This is a genomic window from Ensifer sp. Root954 (assembly GCF_001429005.1).
Lineage (GTDB): Bacteria > Pseudomonadota > Alphaproteobacteria > Rhizobiales > Rhizobiaceae > Ensifer > Ensifer adhaerens.
Genome location: NZ_LMJM01000023.1, coordinates 488,646 through 505,990 on the forward strand (window position 1 = coordinate 488,646; position 17,345 = coordinate 505,990).

Below are 17,345 nucleotides of genomic sequence, written 5' to 3' on the forward strand. Positions count from 1 at the left end.
CTTCCAGGTAGACTACGGTGATCACGCTGTTAACAAGCGTCAGGGCTGGGGCGCAGCAGGCGACTCCGATTGGGATGCCTTCTCGCGCGCTTACATCTCGTTCGACGCCAAGAGCGACACCGAGTACGGCACGCTCACCGGCTTCTTCGCTGCTGAGTTCAACGCCGACAACGACTCCGACGTTGGCGATAGCCTGATCGACGTTGACGAAGCCTACATCCAGCTGGGTGGCCTCAAAGCCGGCTTCTTCTACAACTGGTGGGATAAGGGCCTGAACGGCGAAACCGACACGCTCGGCAACAACACCGAGTTCAACTCGATCGCTTACCTCTATGACGGCGGTTCGTTCCAGGCCGGTCTCTCGATCGACGAACTCGAAGGTGCTACGACTCACCCGAACGGCGTTGGCGTTTCCGGTATCGTTTCGGCTTCGCTCGGCGGCGTTTCCTTCGACCTGCTCGGCGGTTACGACTCGGAACTCGAAGAAGGCGCAATCCGCGCTCTGCTCTCGGCTGACCTCGGCCCGGGCGTCTTCCAGCTCGCTGGTATCTGGGCTTCGGACCCGAACGCTTACTGGGAAAAGTCTGAGTGGACGGTTGCTGCGTCGTACCGCTTCAACGCCACCGACAAGCTGGCCATCACCCCCGGCGTTCAGTACTTCGACGGCCTGAGCCATGGCACGTTCGACTTCAGCAACGACGACGCATGGCGCGCTGGCGTAACCCTGGACTACAAGATCACCGAAGGTCTCGCGACCCGCGTGTCGGTTCAGTACGAAGATGCTGACGGTGCTGAAGACCAGGTATTCGGCTTCGTCCGCCTGCAGCGCGACTTCTAAGATCGTCTGACCTCGGTCAGAAGAGAGAAACCCGGCTTTCGAGCCGGGTTTTTTCGTTTTGGTATGGCGCCATGAATTTTGGTCCTGCACTTGCATCATCGTGCTTGAGGAGATCAGGGAGTAAAGACCGCGTCGGCGCGGCTTCCTTGGGTCAGCGCGAGCGCGCGAGGTCGTTTAGAAATGCGGCGATTGCGTTGCGTGGACCGTCCAGATGAAGCAGCGGCGCATGGCCCTGGCCAGGCGCGATGAAGGCGGTCATCGCATTGTGTTGTCGGCGCATTTCGCGCACTGTCGTCTCTGAAAGAAGCCGCGAATGCTCGCCCCTGACGACCATCAGGGGGACCTGGTTCAGGGCGCCGAAAGATTTCCAGAGATCGGGCAACGGTGTTTCGGGCGTCAGGCCGCGCAGTGGGAGCGCGATCGCCGGATCGAAATCGGCGACCGGGACGCCATCTTCGTCGCGATATATCGCCATAGCCATGTCCGACCAGTCGCGGTCGCTTAAGACTGGAAAGTCGCCGCCGTGCAGTGTCTTCAGGTAGCCGGGTGCTTTCGCCCAGCTTGCCGGAGCGGCGCTGGAGTTGAGGTAATCCCGGATCGCAAGCAGACCTTCAATTTCGATCACAGGCCCGATATCGTTGAGCACTGTGGCTGCAATCAACGAAGGGGCGCGATCGACGAGGTTGTGGAGGATCAGGCCACCTCGCGATGTGCCGATAAAGATTGCCTTTTCGACCGCAAAGTGAGCACAGGCCGTTATCACATCGGTCGTTTCGACGGCCACAGTGTAGTGGCTCTTATCGGCGTCGCGTTCCGAGTTGCCGCGCCCCCGATAATCCAGCGCGATGACGGGAATGCCCCGTGACGTCGAAAGAAAGCTTGCGAGTTCGTGAAAGTCCCGGCTGTTGCGGGTGAGGCCTGGCAGGCAAATGATCGGTGTCGCCGCGGATGGCGAAGGGGGAGGGCCGTAGCTTCTTGCGTAGAGCAGCAGCCCATCGGAACTACGGAAGTTATGCTCGTGTAATACGCCTTGGCCCATGCTGCTCCCTCTCGGACAGCTAAAATCTATCCGTTTGAAGGTGAGGGGCAAGTTGTCCGCGCCGACATAGCTGTTCGGCGGCCCGAGCGTGGCTGGCGATAGCCAACGGATGTGACTTTTCCCCTTGCGTTGGTAGCGGTGCTCAACAACTCTTTAGCTCAATAGGGCGAGCTACATTGGCGTCGCGGGCCGCCATAGGGCTGGTAGCTGTTGTCCCAGGCCCTATAGGAACGATAGCGCGCATAACACCAGCGCTGGTGTGCATTACCGCTGACGGCTCTTGGTCCGTTGTAGTATCTCGGTTGGCTCAACAAACCGCCGATGATCGCGCCTGCGGCCAGTCCGCCGATCACCGCCCCGACGTCGTTGTCGTCGTGGTCATAGTGGCGGCGATATCGATCCCGGTAGTATCTGTCGCGGTAGTACCCGCTGCGATTATAGTCGCGGTAGTCGCGATCCCGATAATAGCCATGTCGCCCGCGAAGTTCGCAATAGGGAACGGCGCAACTGGATCGGCTCTTGCGTTCTTCGCCGCGCTCGTAGGAGAATTGAACCTGTTGGACATTCGTCGTCCCGGAGACGATCGGCGGAGCGACCGGGAACGCGCCGGCGGGCGGCACGCTGCTCAAGGCCGTCGCCAGCGAAAGGGCGACGATTGTCAAAGTCTTCATCACGTTCACCATTTCCTTCGGAAAAGTCTGGCTTTAAAAAGGAAATGGTTGAAGGCGCGGTTTGTGCCGTTGACGCTGATCACAATTATTTGATCGCGGCTGAGGCCGGCTATTGCCGTCCCATTCTCAGGTCTTCGACGATATCGGCTTTTTGCCCGAGCCTCGATTTGTAGACCTGATAGTTCTCCATCACCCGTTGGACATAGGTGCGCGTTTCCTGAAACGGGATGCGTTCGATCCAATCGACGACCTCGTCGATCGGCTTGCCACGCGGGTCGCCGTAGCGGTCGAGCCATTCCGGAACGCGGCGCGGGCCGGCATTGTAGGCGATAAAGGTGAGGATGTAGGAGCCGCCGAAACTGCTGATCTGTTCGCCGAGATAATGCGCGCCGAGCGTGGCGTTGTAGCCGGCGTCGCTCGTCAGCCGGTCCTGCGAGTAGGCAAGGCCGTAGCGGCTGGCAACGCCCTTGGCCGTTCCCGGCATCAACTGCAACAGACCGCGGGCGTTGGCGGTGGAGATGGCGCTCGGGTTGAAGGCGCTTTCCTGGCGCGCGATCGCATAGGCGAGTGCCTTGCCGGAGCCGTCGATATTGGCGCTTGACGGGATCACGCCCACGGGAAACGCGAGCGCTGCAACATCGATTCCGCGCCCAAAGGCAATCTTGCCGACCTGTAGGGAAAGCTGGTGGTTGCCGGTTCTTTCCGCTCGGGCGGAAAGCAGCGCCAGCTCGCCGGGGCTCGTCAGTTCGTCGGCAAGCGCCCGGTAGATGCTGTCGGCGCGCCAGGTGTGGCCTGTGCCTTCGAGCCGCGTGATGGCGCGCACCGCCTCGCGGCTTTCGAACCGCGATCGGTCGTCTGCCGTCGGGGCCGGATAGGCGACGTTCAGCGTCTTGCGACCCAGCCGGGCGGCTGCGAGTTGCCCGTAGAACGTTCCGGGATAGCGGGCTGCGTTTGCGAAATACCCGTTGGCGTCACCCGGTCCGCCGGCCTCGGCCGAGCGCCCGAGCCAGTACCAAGCGCGCGAAGCGGAGAGGGGACGGCTCGACACATCCAGAATGCGGCGGAAGTGACGCGCTGCGGTCGCCGGGTCCTGCATGCCGCGCAGGGCATACCACCCGGCATGAAACTCGGCGTCGATAATATCGGTCGCCTCGGCCGCGAGATGGCCGGCGGCGATCCGATAGGCGCCTCGAAAATCGCCGCTGTCGAGCAGCCCGCGGCTGACGACCCGTTGCTCGACCCACCATTCGCCAGGGTTGACCAGGGCGCCCTTGTCCTTGGGCATGCGCGCAAGGAGCTTTGCTGCTTCCTCGTATCTCTTTTGTTTGCGCAGGTGCTCGATCTGAATGAAGAGATAGGCTGCGTCCTTGCGCCAGGCAGGATCGACCGCTGCGATGAGGGCCGGCGCCTTGTCGCTGCCACGGCTGACCGCCGCCCAGGCGCGATAAAGCGATTGAGCTTTTCCAAGGTCGCCGAAGCGTTCGGCCTGCTCGACGCGGTTGCGATAGAGAAGTAGCACCATGCGGCGCTGATGATTGTCTGTGGTCAAGAGGCCGGAAAACTCGTCAAGGATCTTGGTCTCGATGTCCTTGTCGAGCATGTCGCGTTGCCAGATCGCACGCAGGTTCTTGGCGGCTGTGTCGGCTTTTCCGGTGGCGACGAGAGCACGCGCAAGAATGAGGGCGCCTTCCGTCGTTTCCGGCTGCGTGTTGCCGAAAGCGGCGAGCACATCGGCCGCCGGCGGGTTCTCTCGATAGAGCGCTCGTTCGGAGTTGGCGCGCAGCGATTTCAGCCCCGGCCATCCCTGCAATTCCCGTTGGGCATCGGCAATTTCAAAGGAAGGTACGCCCCGCTGGCCGGAAACGGCGATCGCCCAGGTCAATATGTGCCGGTCGAGCGTGCCTTCGAGCATCGCGTCGCGTACGGCAATCGCTGCGGCCGGCTGCTTGTTGGACAGAGCATCGAGCCCCGCCTTGAGATCGCTGCTGACGGGTCCGGCAGCCGTCGCGATGGCATTCGTGGTTTCGTTCGCGGCAATGGGGGCTGCCTTGTCCAAGAGCGCGGGCTTGCGTGTCGGAACCGGTATGCGGTCAAGGGTTTCTGCGCTGCCCGCCGGCGCTGCCAGAAGCGCCGCGCCGATGATGGCGGCGACAGGCAGATATATTGACCCGCGCATCAAGAACCCCGTGTTCCCCGTGTCCAACATTCATGCGCCGCCAGATTGCCCGATGACAAGACGGGCGGCCAGTATCGATCGTAACAATTGCGCCAAACCCGCTCTCGCCCTGGTTGGGCGGTCGTGACTATGCAGGCCAAACATCAAGCTTTTGCATGAAAACCGGCGTGAAATGCCGTGTTACAACGCTTGCCGCAGCCACCTCACATGATTATGGTGCGGCAGTTTTTTAACCGTCGATTACGGCCAAAGCATGAGTGCAGACTTCGCTTTTACGCCGTCAGGAGTTGTGCATGTTCAAGGGTTCCATTCCCGCTCTCGTAACACCATTCACCGCCACCGGCGCGGTGGATGCGGATGGTTTCGTCGCGCATGTGGAATGGCAGATAAAAGAAGGCAGCCATGGCCTGGTGCCCGTTGGCACCACCGGCGAGTCTCCGACCCTTTCACATGATGAGCACAAGAAGGTGGTCGAGCTCTGCATCGAAGCGGCTGCCAAGCGCGTGCCTGTTATCGCCGGCGCCGGCTCCAACAACACGACGGAAGCGATCGAGCTTGCACAGCACGCCGAAAAGGCTGGCGCCGATGCGATCCTCGTGGTTACGCCCTACTACAACAAGCCGACGCAGAAGGGCCTCTTCGCGCACTATGCCGCGATCGCCGAGAGCGTGAAGCTGCCGATCGTCATCTACAACATCCCCGGCCGCTCGGTCGTGGATATGAGTGTCGAGACCATGGCGGCGCTCAGCAAGGCTTACGCCAACATCATCGGCGTCAAGGATGCCACCGGCAAGATCGAGCGTGTCTCCGAGCAGCGCATGGCCTGTGGTCCGGAGTTCGTCCAGCTTTCGGGCGAAGACGCAACCGCACTCGGCTTCAACGCCCATGGCGGCGTTGGTTGCATTTCGGTCACGGCAAACGTTGCGCCGCGCCTTTGCGCCGAGTTCCAGCAAGCGACGCTTGCCGGCGATTATGCCAAGGCGCTTGCCTATCAGGACAAGTTGATGCCGTTGCACAAGGCGATCTTCATGGAGCCAGGCCTCTGCGGCGCCAAGTATGCGCTGAACCGCCTCGGCCGTATGAGCCGCACCGTGCGCTCGCCGCTGTTGCCGACGCTCGAGCCGGCAACCGAGGCTGCGATCGATGCAGCACTCAGACATGCAGGATTGATGAACTGATGGCACCCAAAGGAAGCCAGCGCACGGTCAACAAGGTTGTGGCGGAAAACCGTAAGGCCCGCTTCAACTACGAGATCGTCGACACCTACGAGGCCGGTCTGGTTTTGACCGGCACCGAGGTCAAGTCGTTGCGCGAAGGCAAGGCCAACATTGCCGAATCCTATGCGACGGACGAGGGCGGCGAGATCTGGCTGATCAACTCCTATCTGCCGGAATATCTGCAGGCGAACCGTTTCAATCATGAAACGCGGCGGCGGCGGAAACTGCTCCTGTCGAAGCGCGAGGTCAACCGGTTGCAGGGCGCCGTCAACCGCGAAGGCATGTCGCTGATCCCGCTGAAGATCTACTTCAACGATCGCGGCCGCGCCAAGTTGGAGCTGGCGCTCGGCAAGGGCAAGAAGCTGCACGACAAGCGGGAGAGCTCGAAAGAACGCGACTGGAACCGGCAGAAAAGCCGCCTGTTGAAAGACCGCGGCTAAGAAAAATCGCTTTGCGTTGCATCCGACAAAGACGGCCGATGCAACGCAGCTGTCGGCCACGGCGCGCTGAAAGCCCTGCCTGCAATTCTTGATATTTATTGAGAGAACTCAACGATCGACGTCGTTGACGCGGAGTGGTTCAAGCGGCGCTCGCGCAATCGCGATCACGCGCCTTGCGTTCGAATGAACGCCTCAGATCTCGACCGGATCGGCCACCGGCTCGGTGTTGTGTCGCGGGGTACGTTCGGACGGTTCGCGGCCGATTTCGGCACGCAGCGTCGCAAGATCGATAAAGTGGTCGGCCTGGCGGCGCAGGTCGTCGGCAATCATGGGCGGCTGCGTCGACATGGTCGAAACGACAGAAACCTTGCGCCCCCTGCGCTGCAGGGCTTCCACCAGCGTGGTGAAATCGCCGTCGCCGGAGAAGATGACGAGGTGATCGACGGTTTCGGACTGTTCCATGGCATCGATCGCCAGTTCGATATCCATATTGCCCTTGATCTTGCGGCGGCCGAGCGAGTCGGTGAATTCCTTGGCCGGCTTCGTCACGACCTTGTAACCGTTATAGTCTAGCCAATCGATGAGCGGGCGGATTGAAGAGTATTCCTGATCCTCGATGAGGGCCGTGTAGTAGTAGGCGCGCAGCAGATAGCCGCGCTTCTGGAATGCTTTCAGGAGCTTACGATAGTCGATGTCGAAGCCGAGGCTTTTCGATGCCGCATAAAGATTCGCGCCGTCGATAAAGAGTGCGATTTTTTCGCGGGGGTCGAACATCGTCTTTCCTTTTTCAATCGCGGCGCATCAAAGGCCGCCTGCCGGCGGGTGCGCAAAAGTAAGTCGATTACATTAATAATTGCTGATATGGCAAATAATGTAGCTTATGTATTGCATTATTCCAGCCGCGCGCTCGCGAATATAGCTAGTTTTAGCAGTTGCTATAGATCGTCCACATCTCTGGGTCGCTTTTTCCATCAGGGGCTTTATTTATGGCCAGAAAATACAACCGTAATGTGTGAGCGACGTCTCCAACTCATTCGCATCGCATTTTATCACGAAGTGTGACGTTACGTGAGCGTCCCTTGAAGGAAAAACTTGAACTTGCCTTGTTTTGATTGTATCCGGGCGCTTAATTCCAGAAATCGGACCCGATGAGGCGCCGTCAGGCGACTGCTCCGGTTTCGTGTTGTCAATCCGTGCAGCGGCGATGCCGCCGCGCTTCGAGCCCAAAAGGACAGGCAATGGCCCGCGTCACCGTCGAAGATTGCATCGACAAGGTCGATAACCGTTTCGAACTCGTTCTGCTTGCCAGCCACCGCGCGCGCCTGATTTCTCAGGGCGCCGCCATCACCATCGATCGCGACAACGACAAAAACCCCGTCGTCGCGCTCCGCGAGATTGCAGACGAGACCCTGTCTCCCGGCGACCTCAAGGAAGACCTGATCCACTCGCTGCAGAAGCATGTCGAAGTGGACGAGCCCGAGCCCGATCCGGCTTCGCTGCTTCAGACCGATGCCGAGACGACGTTTACCGAAGTCGCCGAAGACGAAGATCAGCCGGAAGCCATCACCTTCGACCGCATGTCGGAAGAAGAGCTGCTTGCCGGTATCGAAGGTCTGGTGCCGCCGGAAAAGAGCGACGACTACTGAGATCCGTCGCGGAACGCCCGTTCCCACGTGTTTTCAAAGCAGTGCGCCACTCGTATGATTGGCGCACTTTTTTATTGATTTCTTCTAGAGCGGGAAAAGGAAAGTGTTTGCGGTTTTCCGCCCGCATCCCGCTCTAAATTAGGAGAACGATCACGTTTATGATTTTAGGTCGATGGGACCTGAAATCATCATGATCTAGAGGATCGCCAGCGAATGATGCGCCAATACGAGCTCGTTGAGCGCGTGCAGAAGTACAAGCCCGACGTCAATGAAGCCTTGCTCAACAAGGCTTACGTCTATGCGATGCAGAAGCATGGCCAGCAGAAGCGGGCAAGCGGCGATCCCTACATATCCCATCCTCTGGAGGTGGCGGCGATCCTGACCGAGATGCGTCTCGACGAGTCGACCATCGCCGTTGCTCTTCTGCACGACACGATCGAGGACACGACGGCCACACGGCAGGAAATCGACGATCTCTTCGGCGAGGATATCGGCGCGCTCGTCGAAGGACTGACGAAGATCAAGAAGCTCGATCTCGTCACCAAGAAGGCCAAGCAGGCGGAGAACCTGCGCAAGCTGCTGCTCGCCATTTCGGACGATGTGCGGGTTTTGCTCGTGAAGCTCGCCGACCGGCTGCACAACATGCGCACGCTCGACCACATGTCGGCGGAAAAGCGCGCCCGCATCTCGGAAGAGACCATGGATATCTACGCGCCGCTCGCCGGCCGCATGGGTATGCAAGACATGCGTGAGGAGCTCGAAAACCTCTCGTTCCGCCATATCAATCCCGAGGCCTTCGAAACGGTCACCCGGCGGCTGGAGGAATTGTCCGAGCGCAACGAGGGCCTGATCAAGAAGATCGAGGACGAGCTTCGCGAGCTGCTTCAGGCCGAGGGCCTGAAGGCGGCGCAGGTGAAGGGTCGGCAGAAGAAGCCCTATTCGGTCTTCCGCAAGATGCAGTCGAAGTCGCTGTCCTTCGAGCAGCTGTCCGACGTCTGGGGCTTCCGCATCATCGTCGACGATATCCCGTCCTGCTACCGGGCGCTCGGCATCGTCCATACGCGCTGGCGCGTCGTCCCGGGCCGCTTCAAGGATTACATCTCGACACCGAAGCAGAACGACTACCAGTCGATCCACACCACCATCGTCGGCCCTTCCCGCCAGCGCATCGAGCTACAGATCCGCACCCGACGCATGAACGACATCGCCGAATACGGTATCGCGGCGCACTCGCTCTACAAGGACAGGGAGGGCAAGGAGGGTGCGTCGGCAGATGCGGCCCTGTCGCCGACGTCGAACGCCTATTCCTGGCTCCGGCGCACGATCGAATCGCTCGCGGAAGGCGACAACCCGGAAGAGTTCCTGGAGCACACCAAGCTCGAACTTTTCCAGGATCAGGTATTCTGCTTCACGCCCAAGGGCCAGTTGATCGCACTGCCGCGCGGCGCGACGCCAATCGACTTTGCCTATGCCGTTCACACAAATATTGGTGACACCTGCGTCGGCGCCAAGATCAACGGCCGTATCATGCCGCTGGTCACCCGCCTCAATAATGGCGACGAAGTGGAGATCATCCGCTCGGGCATCCAGGTGCCGCCGCCGGCCTGGGAAGAAATCGTCGTTACCGGCAAGGCCCGCTCGGCGATCCGCCGCGCGACGCGTGCGGCCATCCGCAAGCAATATGCCGGCCTCGGCTATCGCATTCTTGAGCGCACCTTCGAGCGCGCCGGCAAGAGCTTTTCGCGCGAGGCGCTGAAGCCGGCGCTGCATCGGCTCGGTCAGAAGGAAGTCGAGGACGCCATCGCCTCCGTTGGCCGTGGCGAGCTTTCCTCGCTCGACGTGCTGCGTGCGGTCTTCCCGGATCATCAGGACGAGCGGGTCACGGTGAAGCCCAGTGCCGACGACGGCTGGTTCAACATGCGCAGTGCCGCCGGCATGGTGTTCAAGTTGCCGGGCCGCGGCAAGGATGCCAACGGTGTCGCCCAGGTCGAGGGGCCGGAGGCCCTGCCGATCCGCGGTCTCTCGGGCAATGCCGAGGTTCATTTCAGCCCGGCCGGGGCCATCCCGGGCGACCGCATCGTCGGCATCATGGAGAAGGACAAGGGGATCACCATCTACCCGATCCAGTCGCCGATCCTGCAGAAGTTCGATGACGAGCCGGAGCGCTGGATCGACGTGCGCTGGGATCTGGACGAGGCCAACAGCAGCCGCTTCATCGCCCGCATCGCGATCAGCGCCCTGAACGAGCCGGGGACGCTGGCCGAGGTGGCTCAGGCGATCGCCACCAGCGACGTCAACATCCGGACTTTGTCGATGGGGCGCGTGGCTGCGGACTTCAGCGAACTGCAGTTCGACCTCGAAGTCTGGGACCTGCGCCAGCTCAACCACCTGATCACGCAGCTCAAGGAATTGCCGAGCGTGTCCATGGTGAAGCGCCTGTTCGAATGAGCCGACTGGCCGCGCCTTGCGCAAATGCCTGCAAAACAGGCAGCCTGCGCGGGGCGAAATGGCAAGCCATGCCATCAGCGCATGGCTGCCGCTATTTCCTGTGTCTGGTGGAACAGGGACCTCTAAACTATCTTCTCGGTCGGGAGGTAAACAAAGAGGTTTGCCATGTTTAGTCAGTTGAAGAAGATCACCCGCGCTCTGCGCGTCCCCACTCAGGAAGAGCGCGAGCTCGCCTATCTCAATAACTCGGTCGACCGTATCGACCTCGAGTACCGCCAGCGCCAGATCGATCGCGGCCTGTTCCGTAACTACTAAGCCCGCTGCGTCCCGTCTTCTGGCGGGATGCTGAGCCATGCGTTCGGTGGATGGCTCGCCTGCGACATGCGCGCGGCGCCTGTGCGGGTTGCAAGCGACAGGCAGGACGCCTATCTTGCGGCCAGAAAACAGGCGGACGCGCGGTCTTGTGCCGGCTGACGGCTTCAAGACGCGGTCATGACGGCATAATGTTATTCAGGCGCAGAAAACCGGTTACGATTTCCGAAAGGCTGCGGTCCATCGTTTGGCCGCGCAAGGGTTTTGCACGCGGCCTGCGTTATGTGACGCTGCGTGTGTTGCGCCTTTCATCGACACCGCATTCGATTGCCGTCGGCGTGGCGGCGGGTGCCGCTTCGTCTTTCACGCCGTTTTTCGGTCTGCATATCCTTATTGCGGTTGCGCTCGCTTTCCTGTTCTCGGGCAATCTCGTCGCGGCGGCGATCACGACCGCGCTCGCCAATCCCGTCACGATCCCGATGATCCTGACGGCGTCCTACGAACTCGGGACGGCAATCCTCGGCGTCGAGAGCGCACACGCTGCGAGCTCGGCCGACGTCATGCGCATGGTCGAGCACCTCGACCTTCCGGCCCTTTGGGGTCCGGTGTTCAAGCCGATGCTGGTCGGCTCATTGCCGCTCGCGGCAGGCGGCGCCGTCCTTTCCTATATTGCGGCCTACCAGGCGGCCCGGCTCTTCCAAAAGCGCCGCCGGGCACGCACCAAAGAGCTCGGATCCTCTTCATGATCATAGGCATAGGCAGCGATCTGATCGATATCAGGCGGATCGAAAACTCGCTTTCCCGCTTCGGCGAGCGCTTCGTTCAGCGCTGTTTCACCGAAATCGAGATCGCCAAGTCCGAAGGGCGGAAGAACCGCGCGGCATCCTACGCCAAGCGCTTCGCCGCCAAGGAAGCCTGTTCCAAGGCGCTCGGCACAGGCCTCGCGCAGGGCGTCTTCTGGAAGGACATGGGCGTCATCAATTTGCCGGGCGGCAAGCCGACAATGAACCTGACCGGCGGTGCCGCCGCGCGTCTGGAGCAGATGTTGCCGCCGCATCATCGCGCCGCCATTCATCTGACGATCACCGATGATTTTCCACTGGCCCAGGCCTTCGTGATTATCGAGGCGCTGCCCGTTGCCCCGATTGAGGGAACGGTTTAGAGCATTCCGCTGGAAAAACCGGCCCTGACCGATTGAAGGGGCGGCGGTTTGCAGCATATGAGACCGGGATTGCGCGCAGTCCAAAGCCGGACCGAGAGTACGGACAAAAGTTGAGAGCAGGCCCCGCGCGGGCGTTGCGATGATAAAGGAACACAGTAGCGTGGCAGAAAAGACAGAAGCGAAGCAGAGCGGCCTCTGGGAGAACGTGAAGGTCGTCATCCAGGCATTGCTCCTGGCCTTGGTCATCCGTACGGTTCTCTTTCAGCCCTTCACCATTCCGTCCGGCTCGATGATGCCGACGCTGCTGGTTGGCGACTACATCTTCGTCAACAAGTTCGCCTACGGCTTCTCCAAGTACTCGCTGCCGCTTTCGCCCGATCTGTTCTCCGGCCGCATCTTCGCAAGTGAGCCGAAGCGCGGCGATATCGTCGTCTTTCGCTTCCCGCCGAACCCGGATATCGACTACATCAAGCGCCTCGTCGGCCTGCCGGGCGACCGCATCCAGGTGCGCAACAGCATCCTCTACATCAACGACAAGCCGGTCGAGCGCACGCCGGATGGCGGCTTCCGCGCCGACGACCAGTACGACACCGGCGGCGACGTTCCGGTTTTCCGCGAAACGATGGACAATGGCGTCTCCTATGACACGCTTGACCAGTTCCCGGATGCGCGCGGCGACAATACCCGCGAATTCATCGTGCCCGCCGGCCATTACTTCATGATGGGCGACAACCGCGACAACTCGGCTGACAGCCGCTTCGACGTCGGCTTCGTGCCTGCCGAAAACCTCGTCGGCCGCGCCAGCATGATCTTCTTCTCGCTCGGTCACGACACCTCGTTCCGCGAAGTGTGGAAGTGGCCGACGAACCTGCGCTACGACCGTCTGTTCAAGGCGGTCGAATGATGAAGTCGCGGTCGCTGGGCGCGGAGGATCGGGTAAAGCTTGAGGCCGTGATCGGTTATCAGTTCACGGAGAAGGAGCGCCTTGATCGGGCGCTCACCCATTCCAGCGCGCGAAGCGCCAAGGGTTCCAACTATCAGCGCCTCGAATTCCTGGGTGACCGGGTGCTCGGGCTTTGCGTGGCGGAGCTTCTGTTCCAGACCTTTCGCGATGCCAATGAGGGCGAGCTTTCGGTCCGGCTGAACCAGCTCGTCAGCGCCGAAAGCTGCGCCAAGGTCGCCGACGACCTGGAGCTGCACCAATTCATCCGCACAGGCTCGGACGTCAAGAAGATAACCGGCAAGGCGATGATGAATGTGCGGGCGGATGTGGTAGAGTCGCTGATCGCCGCCATCTATCTCGACGGCGGTCTCGAAGCTGCCCGCGGCTTCGTGCTGCGCCATTGGAAAGATCGCGCGGTGCGTGCCGATGGGGCGCGCCGCGATGCAAAGACCGAATTGCAGGAATGGGCGCATGCCAAGTTCGGCATCGCGCCGGCCTACCGGACGGATGAGCGCTCCGGCCCCGACCACGACCCCCGCTTCACGGTAACCGTCGAAGTTACGGGTGTCGCGCCGGAGACCGGAACGGACAGATCCAAGCGCGGAGCCGAGCAGGTGGCCGCGACGAAATTGTTGGAACGCGAAGGCGTGTGGCGGAAGAGTTCCGCCGGAAATTGACGGAAAACATGACGGACATGGAAAAAGATACGGCCGCCGAAGGCGCGCCGACCCACTCGGGCTTCGTGGCGATGATCGGAGCGACCAACGCAGGCAAGTCGACCCTGGTCAACCGCCTCGTCGGTGCCAAGGTTTCGATCGTCAGCCACAAGGTGCAGACGACGCGCGCGATCGTGCGTGGCATTGCCATTCATGACAACGCCCAGATCGTTTTCATGGACACGCCCGGCATCTTCAAGCCGCGCCGCCGGCTCGACCGCGCCATGGTCACGACCGCCTGGGGCGGCGCCAAGGATGCGGACGTGATCATGTTCCTGATCGACAGCGAACGCGGCCTGAAGGGTGATGCGGAAGCGATCCTCGAGGGGCTGAAGGAAGTGCACCAGCCGAAGATCCTGGTGCTGAACAAGATCGACCAGGTGCGTCCCGAAGACCTCTTGAAGCTGGCGGCTGCCGCCAACGAGACGATCAAGTTCGAGCGCACCTTCATGATCTCGGCGCTGAACGGCTCGGGCTGCACGGATCTGATGGATTACCTGGCTGAGACGCTGCCGGAAGGCCCCTGGTACTATCCGGAAGACCAGATCTCCGATCTGCCGATGCGCCAGCTTGCCGCTGAAATCACCCGCGAAAAGCTCTTCTTGCGGCTGCACCAGGAACTTCCCTATGCCTCGCATGTCGAAACCGAGAAGTGGGAAGAGCGCAAGGACGGCTCGGTGCGCATCGAGCAGGTGATCTATGTCGAGCGCGAGAGCCAGAAGAAGATCGCGCTTGGCAAGGGCGGCGATGCGATCAAGGCGATCTCGACCGCATCGCGCAAGGAGATCTCCGAGATCCTTGAGCAGCCGGTGCACCTGTTCCTGTTCGTCAAGGTACGCGAAAACTGGGGCGACGACCCCGAGCGCTTCCGCGAAATGGGTCTGGAATTTCCGCGATAAGGCCGCACGCACACCGTTTGGTGTGATGTTTTACGGCACCCGTTGAAGCGGGTGCCGTATCAAACGCAGGCGGCCTCAGGCGCCCGCTATCAGCTTTCCTTTTGCATCGAGAACTGGTTCGCCGTCCTCCTTCGAGAACGGGCCCTTGTGCGTGTCCGGCAGGATGTCGAGCACCCGTTCGGATGGACGGCAGAGCCGCGTTCCGATCGGCGTCACCACGAAGGGGCGGTTGATGAGGATCGGGTGGGCCATCATTGCGTCGACCAGCCGTTCGTCGCTGACCGTGGGCTCGCCAAGCCCGAGTTCCGCATAGGGCGTGCCTTTCTCCCGGAGTGCGTCCCGCACCGTCAGGCCGGCATCGGCAATCATCTTTTCCAGCGCCTGCCGCGACGGCGGCGCCTGCAGATACTCGACCACCGTCGGCTCGATACCGGCGTTGCAGATCATCGCCAGCGTGTTGCGCGAGGTGCCGCAGGCGGGGTTGTGGTAGATCGTGACGTTCATGCGCTTGCCTTCCGCGGTGTTGAGACCGCCGTTGCGGCCAGCTTCGACGGTTGCTCAAAGCCATAGGGTCGAAGCTTGCCGCAGGCAAGTCGGCCGCCCGTGTCAGTTCGTACCGGCGTCAGCGACCTGCCGCTTTGCGAGCGCCGGGCCGATCATCTCGATCCGGTTGGTCCAGATGTAGCCGGAGAACCCTGGCGGTACCATTTCCAGGTCCTGCATCGTGTCGATGCCGGTGGTGAAATCGCCGCCGCCATAGGGACCGAGCAGGATGATCTCGCTTCCGGCCGCCTTCATCCGTGCAGCGAAACGGTCGGGCCAGCCCCAGAGAAGCGGCGCATAATTGCCGGGCACGATCACAAACGTGTTCTTGCACGCGTCCGGCATCAGGCCGCTCCAGCCGTAGCCGAGATAACGGGTCAGGCACGCCATCGTTGACGTCCGGTCGTAGCCTCGCATCCCTTGCAGGCGTTTCAGCGTCTCGCGGGTCGGCTCCTCGCCGCCATAGACGCCGAACACGGCCTCCCGCCATTGCGGTTGCGCGTCGACACGCGTTGCGAGTTCAGCGCCTTCCTCGGCGCGCCGGCTCTTGAAGTTGATCAGGAACTTGCGGTCGGGCAGGGCGGCCAGCACCTCCTCGAGCGTCGGCATCTGGCCGACGCCCTTGCCGCGGAACGGGAAGGTCTTGCCGCCGTCGGCCGTGTAGCCATAGCCGATGTCGAGAGACTTCAGCGCCGTCATCGGCGTTTCCTCGGTCACGCCCTTGGCCTCGGTCCGGCAATCGAGCGTCCAGTCGTGGAAGACGGCGAACTGTCTGTCGGGCGTCAGATGCACGTCGAGTTCGACGACATCTGCGCCGGCGTCAAAGGCGGCCTGCATCGAGGCGATCGTGTTTTCGAGATAGGGATGCTCCGGCGTCCTGATGATCGTTGCCGTACACGTGTCCCTGCCGACGTTGTCCTTCGGATAGGTTTGATGCATGCCCCGGTGGGCAAGCAGTTTTGCGATGCCCGCCGGCGGCGCGACGAACAACGATGTGTTCATCAACCACACGACCGCGACAAACAGCACGAAAATGGCAAGCGCTTTCTTCATCCTGATTCTCCTCTGGGAATCGGGATTGCCCGACATTGTGGCGCGACGATGTTGTTTTGCACGTATCGCGTGCGTGCGTGTCGCGGATTGCGAACAATGTGTCACCCGCGCGCGCGGTTGACCGTGGTCCGGGCCCCGTGAGAGGTAGCCGTCACAGACTTGCGATCCAGGAGAAAGAGATGCCGCAGCTCGTCGAGGGAAAATGGGTCAAGGGCGACGTTGCGGCGAGCGAGATGAAGGGCGGCGCGTTCTATCGCGAGCCGACGCGGTTTCACCGCTGGATCACGCCCGATGGCAGGCCGGGCCCGGAAGGGCAGGAGGCCTTGCCAGCCGAGGCCGGGCGCTTCCGCCTGTTCGTTTCCTATCTCTGCCCTTGGGCCCAGCGTACGATCGCCTTCCGCAATCTCAAGGGCTTGCAGGACATTGTCGGCTTGACCGTTTCCAATCCGGAACTGGGCGAAGATGGCTGGGTCTATGACGAGTCTGTCGATGCCGGCGCGCGCGTCGGCAAGATCCGCTTCCATCACGAACTCTATGTGGCGAGCGATCCGACCTACACCGGTAAGGTCTCTGTTCCCGTGCTCTGGGACATGCGCGAAGGGCGGATCGTCAACAACGAGTCCGCCGATATCATCCGCATCTTGAACTCGGCCTTTGATGGGCTCACCGGCAACCGGCTCGACTTCTACCCCGAGGCGCTGCGTGCCGAGATCGACCGCTGGAACGGCCCGATTTACGAGCGTGTCAACAACGGCGTCTATCGATCCGGCTTCGCCAAGACCCAGGGCGCCTATGACGAGGCGGTGGCAAGCCTCTTTGGCATGCTCGACGAACTGGAGGCCCACCTTGCGGACAATCGTTACCTCGCCGGCGAGCACCTGACCGAGGCCGACATCCGCCTCTTCGTTACCCTCGTTCGCTTCGACGCGGCCTATCACGGGGCGTTCAAATGCAACATCCGCCGGATCGAGGATTATCCGGCGCTGTCGAATTACCTCCGCGAGATCTACCAGTGGCCAGGCATCCGCGAGAGCGTACGCATCGACCATATCAAGCGCGGCTACTATGGCATCGTCCACATCAACCCGACGCGCATCGTTCCGGCAGGCCCGCTGCTCGATTTCGACCGGCCCCATGACCGCGCGCGTCTGCCCGGTCTAGGCGTCGCTGAAATCTAGGTTTGTTTCTCAGCATTTGCTAAGGAAACAAATTTATGAGGGGCCATAAAGAACCCATTGTCAA

At 61.3% G+C, this 17,345-nt stretch carries 18 protein-coding genes; 12 read left to right on the forward strand and 6 right to left on the reverse strand.

What is annotated here, in order from left to right; all coding sequences use genetic code 11:
* The coding region (locus tag ASE71_RS16420; protein WP_244497371.1) for a porin at positions 1 to 838 on the forward strand (838 nt) is incomplete at its 5' end.
* Positions 839 to 989: 151 nt separating this feature from the next.
* Here the strand turns inward: ASE71_RS16420 and ASE71_RS16425 are convergent.
* The 3 genes from ASE71_RS16425 to ASE71_RS16435 form a co-directional block, all read right to left on the reverse strand.
* Entirely contained in the window at positions 990 to 1,877 is an 888-nt protein-coding gene (locus ASE71_RS16425; RefSeq protein WP_060522095.1) for an alpha/beta fold hydrolase, read from the reverse strand.
* 158 nt (positions 1,878 to 2,035) lie between these two features.
* Positions 2,036 to 2,548 (reverse strand): BA14K family protein, encoded by a 513-nt coding sequence (locus tag ASE71_RS16430; protein ID WP_060522225.1) that lies wholly within the window; start codon positions 2,546 to 2,548, stop codon positions 2,036 to 2,038.
* Between the two features lie 109 nt (positions 2,549 to 2,657).
* Positions 2,658 to 4,724 carry a lytic transglycosylase domain-containing protein gene (locus ASE71_RS16435; RefSeq protein WP_060522096.1) on the reverse strand — a complete coding sequence of 689 codons (2,067 nt, stop codon included), beginning with the start codon at positions 4,722 to 4,724 and terminating at the stop codon, positions 2,658 to 2,660.
* A 293-nt stretch (positions 4,725 to 5,017) separates the two neighbouring features.
* Between ASE71_RS16435 and dapA the strand changes: the two genes are divergently transcribed.
* Both dapA and smpB read left to right on the forward strand, forming a co-directional pair.
* Complete coding sequence (gene dapA, locus ASE71_RS16440; protein WP_060522097.1) at positions 5,018 to 5,902, forward strand: 4-hydroxy-tetrahydrodipicolinate synthase; 885 nt, start codon at positions 5,018 to 5,020, stop codon at positions 5,900 to 5,902.
* Entirely contained in the window at positions 5,902 to 6,381 is a 480-nt protein-coding gene (smpB, locus tag ASE71_RS16445) for an SsrA-binding protein SmpB (RefSeq protein ID WP_034804150.1), read from the forward strand. The genes dapA and smpB overlap by 1 nt, the downstream gene beginning before the upstream one ends.
* A 192-nt stretch (positions 6,382 to 6,573) precedes the next feature.
* Here smpB and ASE71_RS16450 read toward each other — a convergent pair whose 3' ends face one another.
* Positions 6,574 to 7,155, reverse strand: a complete 582-nt coding sequence (locus ASE71_RS16450) for an NYN domain-containing protein (protein ID WP_034804147.1) — start codon at positions 7,153 to 7,155, stop codon at positions 6,574 to 6,576.
* A 464-nt stretch (positions 7,156 to 7,619) separates the two neighbouring features.
* Between ASE71_RS16450 and rpoZ the strand changes: the two genes are divergently transcribed.
* The 8 genes from rpoZ (at position 7,620) to era (ending at position 14,507) form a co-directional block, all read left to right on the forward strand.
* On the forward strand, positions 7,620 to 8,027 hold the full coding sequence (gene rpoZ, locus ASE71_RS16455) for a DNA-directed RNA polymerase subunit omega (RefSeq protein WP_034804144.1): 408 nt from the start codon (positions 7,620 to 7,622) through the stop codon (positions 8,025 to 8,027).
* A 213-nt stretch (positions 8,028 to 8,240) separates the two neighbouring features.
* On the forward strand, positions 8,241 to 10,475 hold the full coding sequence (locus tag ASE71_RS16460) for a RelA/SpoT family protein (RefSeq protein ID WP_034804141.1): 2,235 nt from the start codon (positions 8,241 to 8,243) through the stop codon (positions 10,473 to 10,475).
* Positions 10,476 to 10,640: 165 nt separating this feature from the next.
* The gene (locus ASE71_RS35090; protein ID WP_064816984.1) at positions 10,641 to 10,790 is read left to right on the forward strand and encodes a DUF3563 family protein; all 150 of its coding nucleotides are present in this window, start codon (positions 10,641 to 10,643) and stop codon (positions 10,788 to 10,790) included.
* A 188-nt stretch (positions 10,791 to 10,978) separates the two neighbouring features.
* Complete coding sequence (locus tag ASE71_RS16465) at positions 10,979 to 11,533, forward strand: DUF2062 domain-containing protein (RefSeq protein WP_060580957.1); 555 nt, start codon at positions 10,979 to 10,981, stop codon at positions 11,531 to 11,533.
* Complete coding sequence (acpS, locus tag ASE71_RS16470) at positions 11,530 to 11,949, forward strand: holo-ACP synthase (RefSeq protein WP_034804122.1); 420 nt, start codon at positions 11,530 to 11,532, stop codon at positions 11,947 to 11,949. The genes ASE71_RS16465 and acpS overlap by 4 nt, the downstream gene beginning before the upstream one ends.
* A gap of 160 nt (positions 11,950 to 12,109) precedes the next feature.
* On the forward strand, positions 12,110 to 12,853 hold the full coding sequence (gene lepB / locus ASE71_RS16475; protein ID WP_060522099.1) for a signal peptidase I: 744 nt from the start codon (positions 12,110 to 12,112) through the stop codon (positions 12,851 to 12,853).
* Positions 12,853 to 13,569 (forward strand): ribonuclease III, encoded by a 717-nt coding sequence (gene rnc, locus ASE71_RS16480; protein WP_090294803.1) that lies wholly within the window; start codon positions 12,853 to 12,855, stop codon positions 13,567 to 13,569. Before lepB ends, rnc begins: the two co-directional genes overlap by 1 nt.
* 8 nt (positions 13,570 to 13,577) lie before the next feature.
* Positions 13,578 to 14,507, forward strand: a complete 930-nt coding sequence (era, locus tag ASE71_RS16485) for a GTPase Era (protein ID WP_034804323.1) — start codon at positions 13,578 to 13,580, stop codon at positions 14,505 to 14,507.
* A 75-nt stretch (positions 14,508 to 14,582) separates the two neighbouring features.
* Here era and arsC read toward each other — a convergent pair whose 3' ends face one another.
* Together arsC and ASE71_RS16495 are read right to left on the reverse strand one after the other, a co-directional pair.
* The gene (gene arsC, locus ASE71_RS16490) at positions 14,583 to 15,011 is read right to left on the reverse strand and encodes an arsenate reductase (glutaredoxin) (RefSeq protein ID WP_060522100.1); all 429 of its coding nucleotides are present in this window, start codon (positions 15,009 to 15,011) and stop codon (positions 14,583 to 14,585) included.
* 102 nt (positions 15,012 to 15,113) lie between these two features.
* Complete coding sequence (locus tag ASE71_RS16495; RefSeq protein WP_060522101.1) at positions 15,114 to 16,103, reverse strand: glycerophosphodiester phosphodiesterase family protein; 990 nt, start codon at positions 16,101 to 16,103, stop codon at positions 15,114 to 15,116.
* A gap of 179 nt (positions 16,104 to 16,282) precedes the next feature.
* Here ASE71_RS16495 and ASE71_RS16500 point away from each other — a divergent pair, with 179 nt between their 5' ends.
* On the forward strand, positions 16,283 to 17,281 hold the full coding sequence (locus ASE71_RS16500) for a glutathione S-transferase family protein (protein WP_060522102.1): 999 nt from the start codon (positions 16,283 to 16,285) through the stop codon (positions 17,279 to 17,281).
* Positions 17,282 to 17,345 lie beyond the last annotated feature (64 nt).

Coding starts and splice junctions, on each gene's coding strand:
- ASE71_RS16425 (WP_060522095.1), bottom strand. CDS start 1,877: ATGGGCCAAGGCGTATTACACGAGCATAACTTCCGTAGTTCCGATGGG.
- ASE71_RS16430 (WP_060522225.1), bottom strand. CDS start 2,548: ATGAAGACTTTGACAATCGTCGCCCTTTCGCTGGCGACGGCCTTGAGC.
- ASE71_RS16435 (WP_060522096.1), bottom strand. CDS start 4,724: ATGCGCGGGTCAATATATCTGCCTGTCGCCGCCATCATCGGCGCGGCG.
- dapA (WP_060522097.1), top strand. CDS start 5,018: ATGTTCAAGGGTTCCATTCCCGCTCTCGTAACACCATTCACCGCCACC.
- smpB (WP_034804150.1), top strand. CDS start 5,902: ATGGCACCCAAAGGAAGCCAGCGCACGGTCAACAAGGTTGTGGCGGAA.
- ASE71_RS16450 (WP_034804147.1), bottom strand. CDS start 7,155: ATGTTCGACCCCCGCGAAAAAATCGCACTCTTTATCGACGGCGCGAAT.
- rpoZ (WP_034804144.1), top strand. CDS start 7,620: ATGGCCCGCGTCACCGTCGAAGATTGCATCGACAAGGTCGATAACCGT.
- ASE71_RS16460 (WP_034804141.1), top strand. CDS start 8,241: ATGATGCGCCAATACGAGCTCGTTGAGCGCGTGCAGAAGTACAAGCCC.
- ASE71_RS35090 (WP_064816984.1), top strand. CDS start 10,641: ATGTTTAGTCAGTTGAAGAAGATCACCCGCGCTCTGCGCGTCCCCACT.
- ASE71_RS16465 (WP_060580957.1), top strand. CDS start 10,979: ATGTTATTCAGGCGCAGAAAACCGGTTACGATTTCCGAAAGGCTGCGG.
- acpS (WP_034804122.1), top strand. CDS start 11,530: ATGATCATAGGCATAGGCAGCGATCTGATCGATATCAGGCGGATCGAA.
- rnc (WP_090294803.1), top strand. CDS start 12,853: ATGAAGTCGCGGTCGCTGGGCGCGGAGGATCGGGTAAAGCTTGAGGCC.
- era (WP_034804323.1), top strand. CDS start 13,578: ATGACGGACATGGAAAAAGATACGGCCGCCGAAGGCGCGCCGACCCAC.
- arsC (WP_060522100.1), bottom strand. CDS start 15,011: ATGAACGTCACGATCTACCACAACCCCGCCTGCGGCACCTCGCGCAAC.
- ASE71_RS16495 (WP_060522101.1), bottom strand. CDS start 16,103: ATGAAGAAAGCGCTTGCCATTTTCGTGCTGTTTGTCGCGGTCGTGTGG.
- ASE71_RS16500 (WP_060522102.1), top strand. CDS start 16,283: ATGCCGCAGCTCGTCGAGGGAAAATGGGTCAAGGGCGACGTTGCGGCG.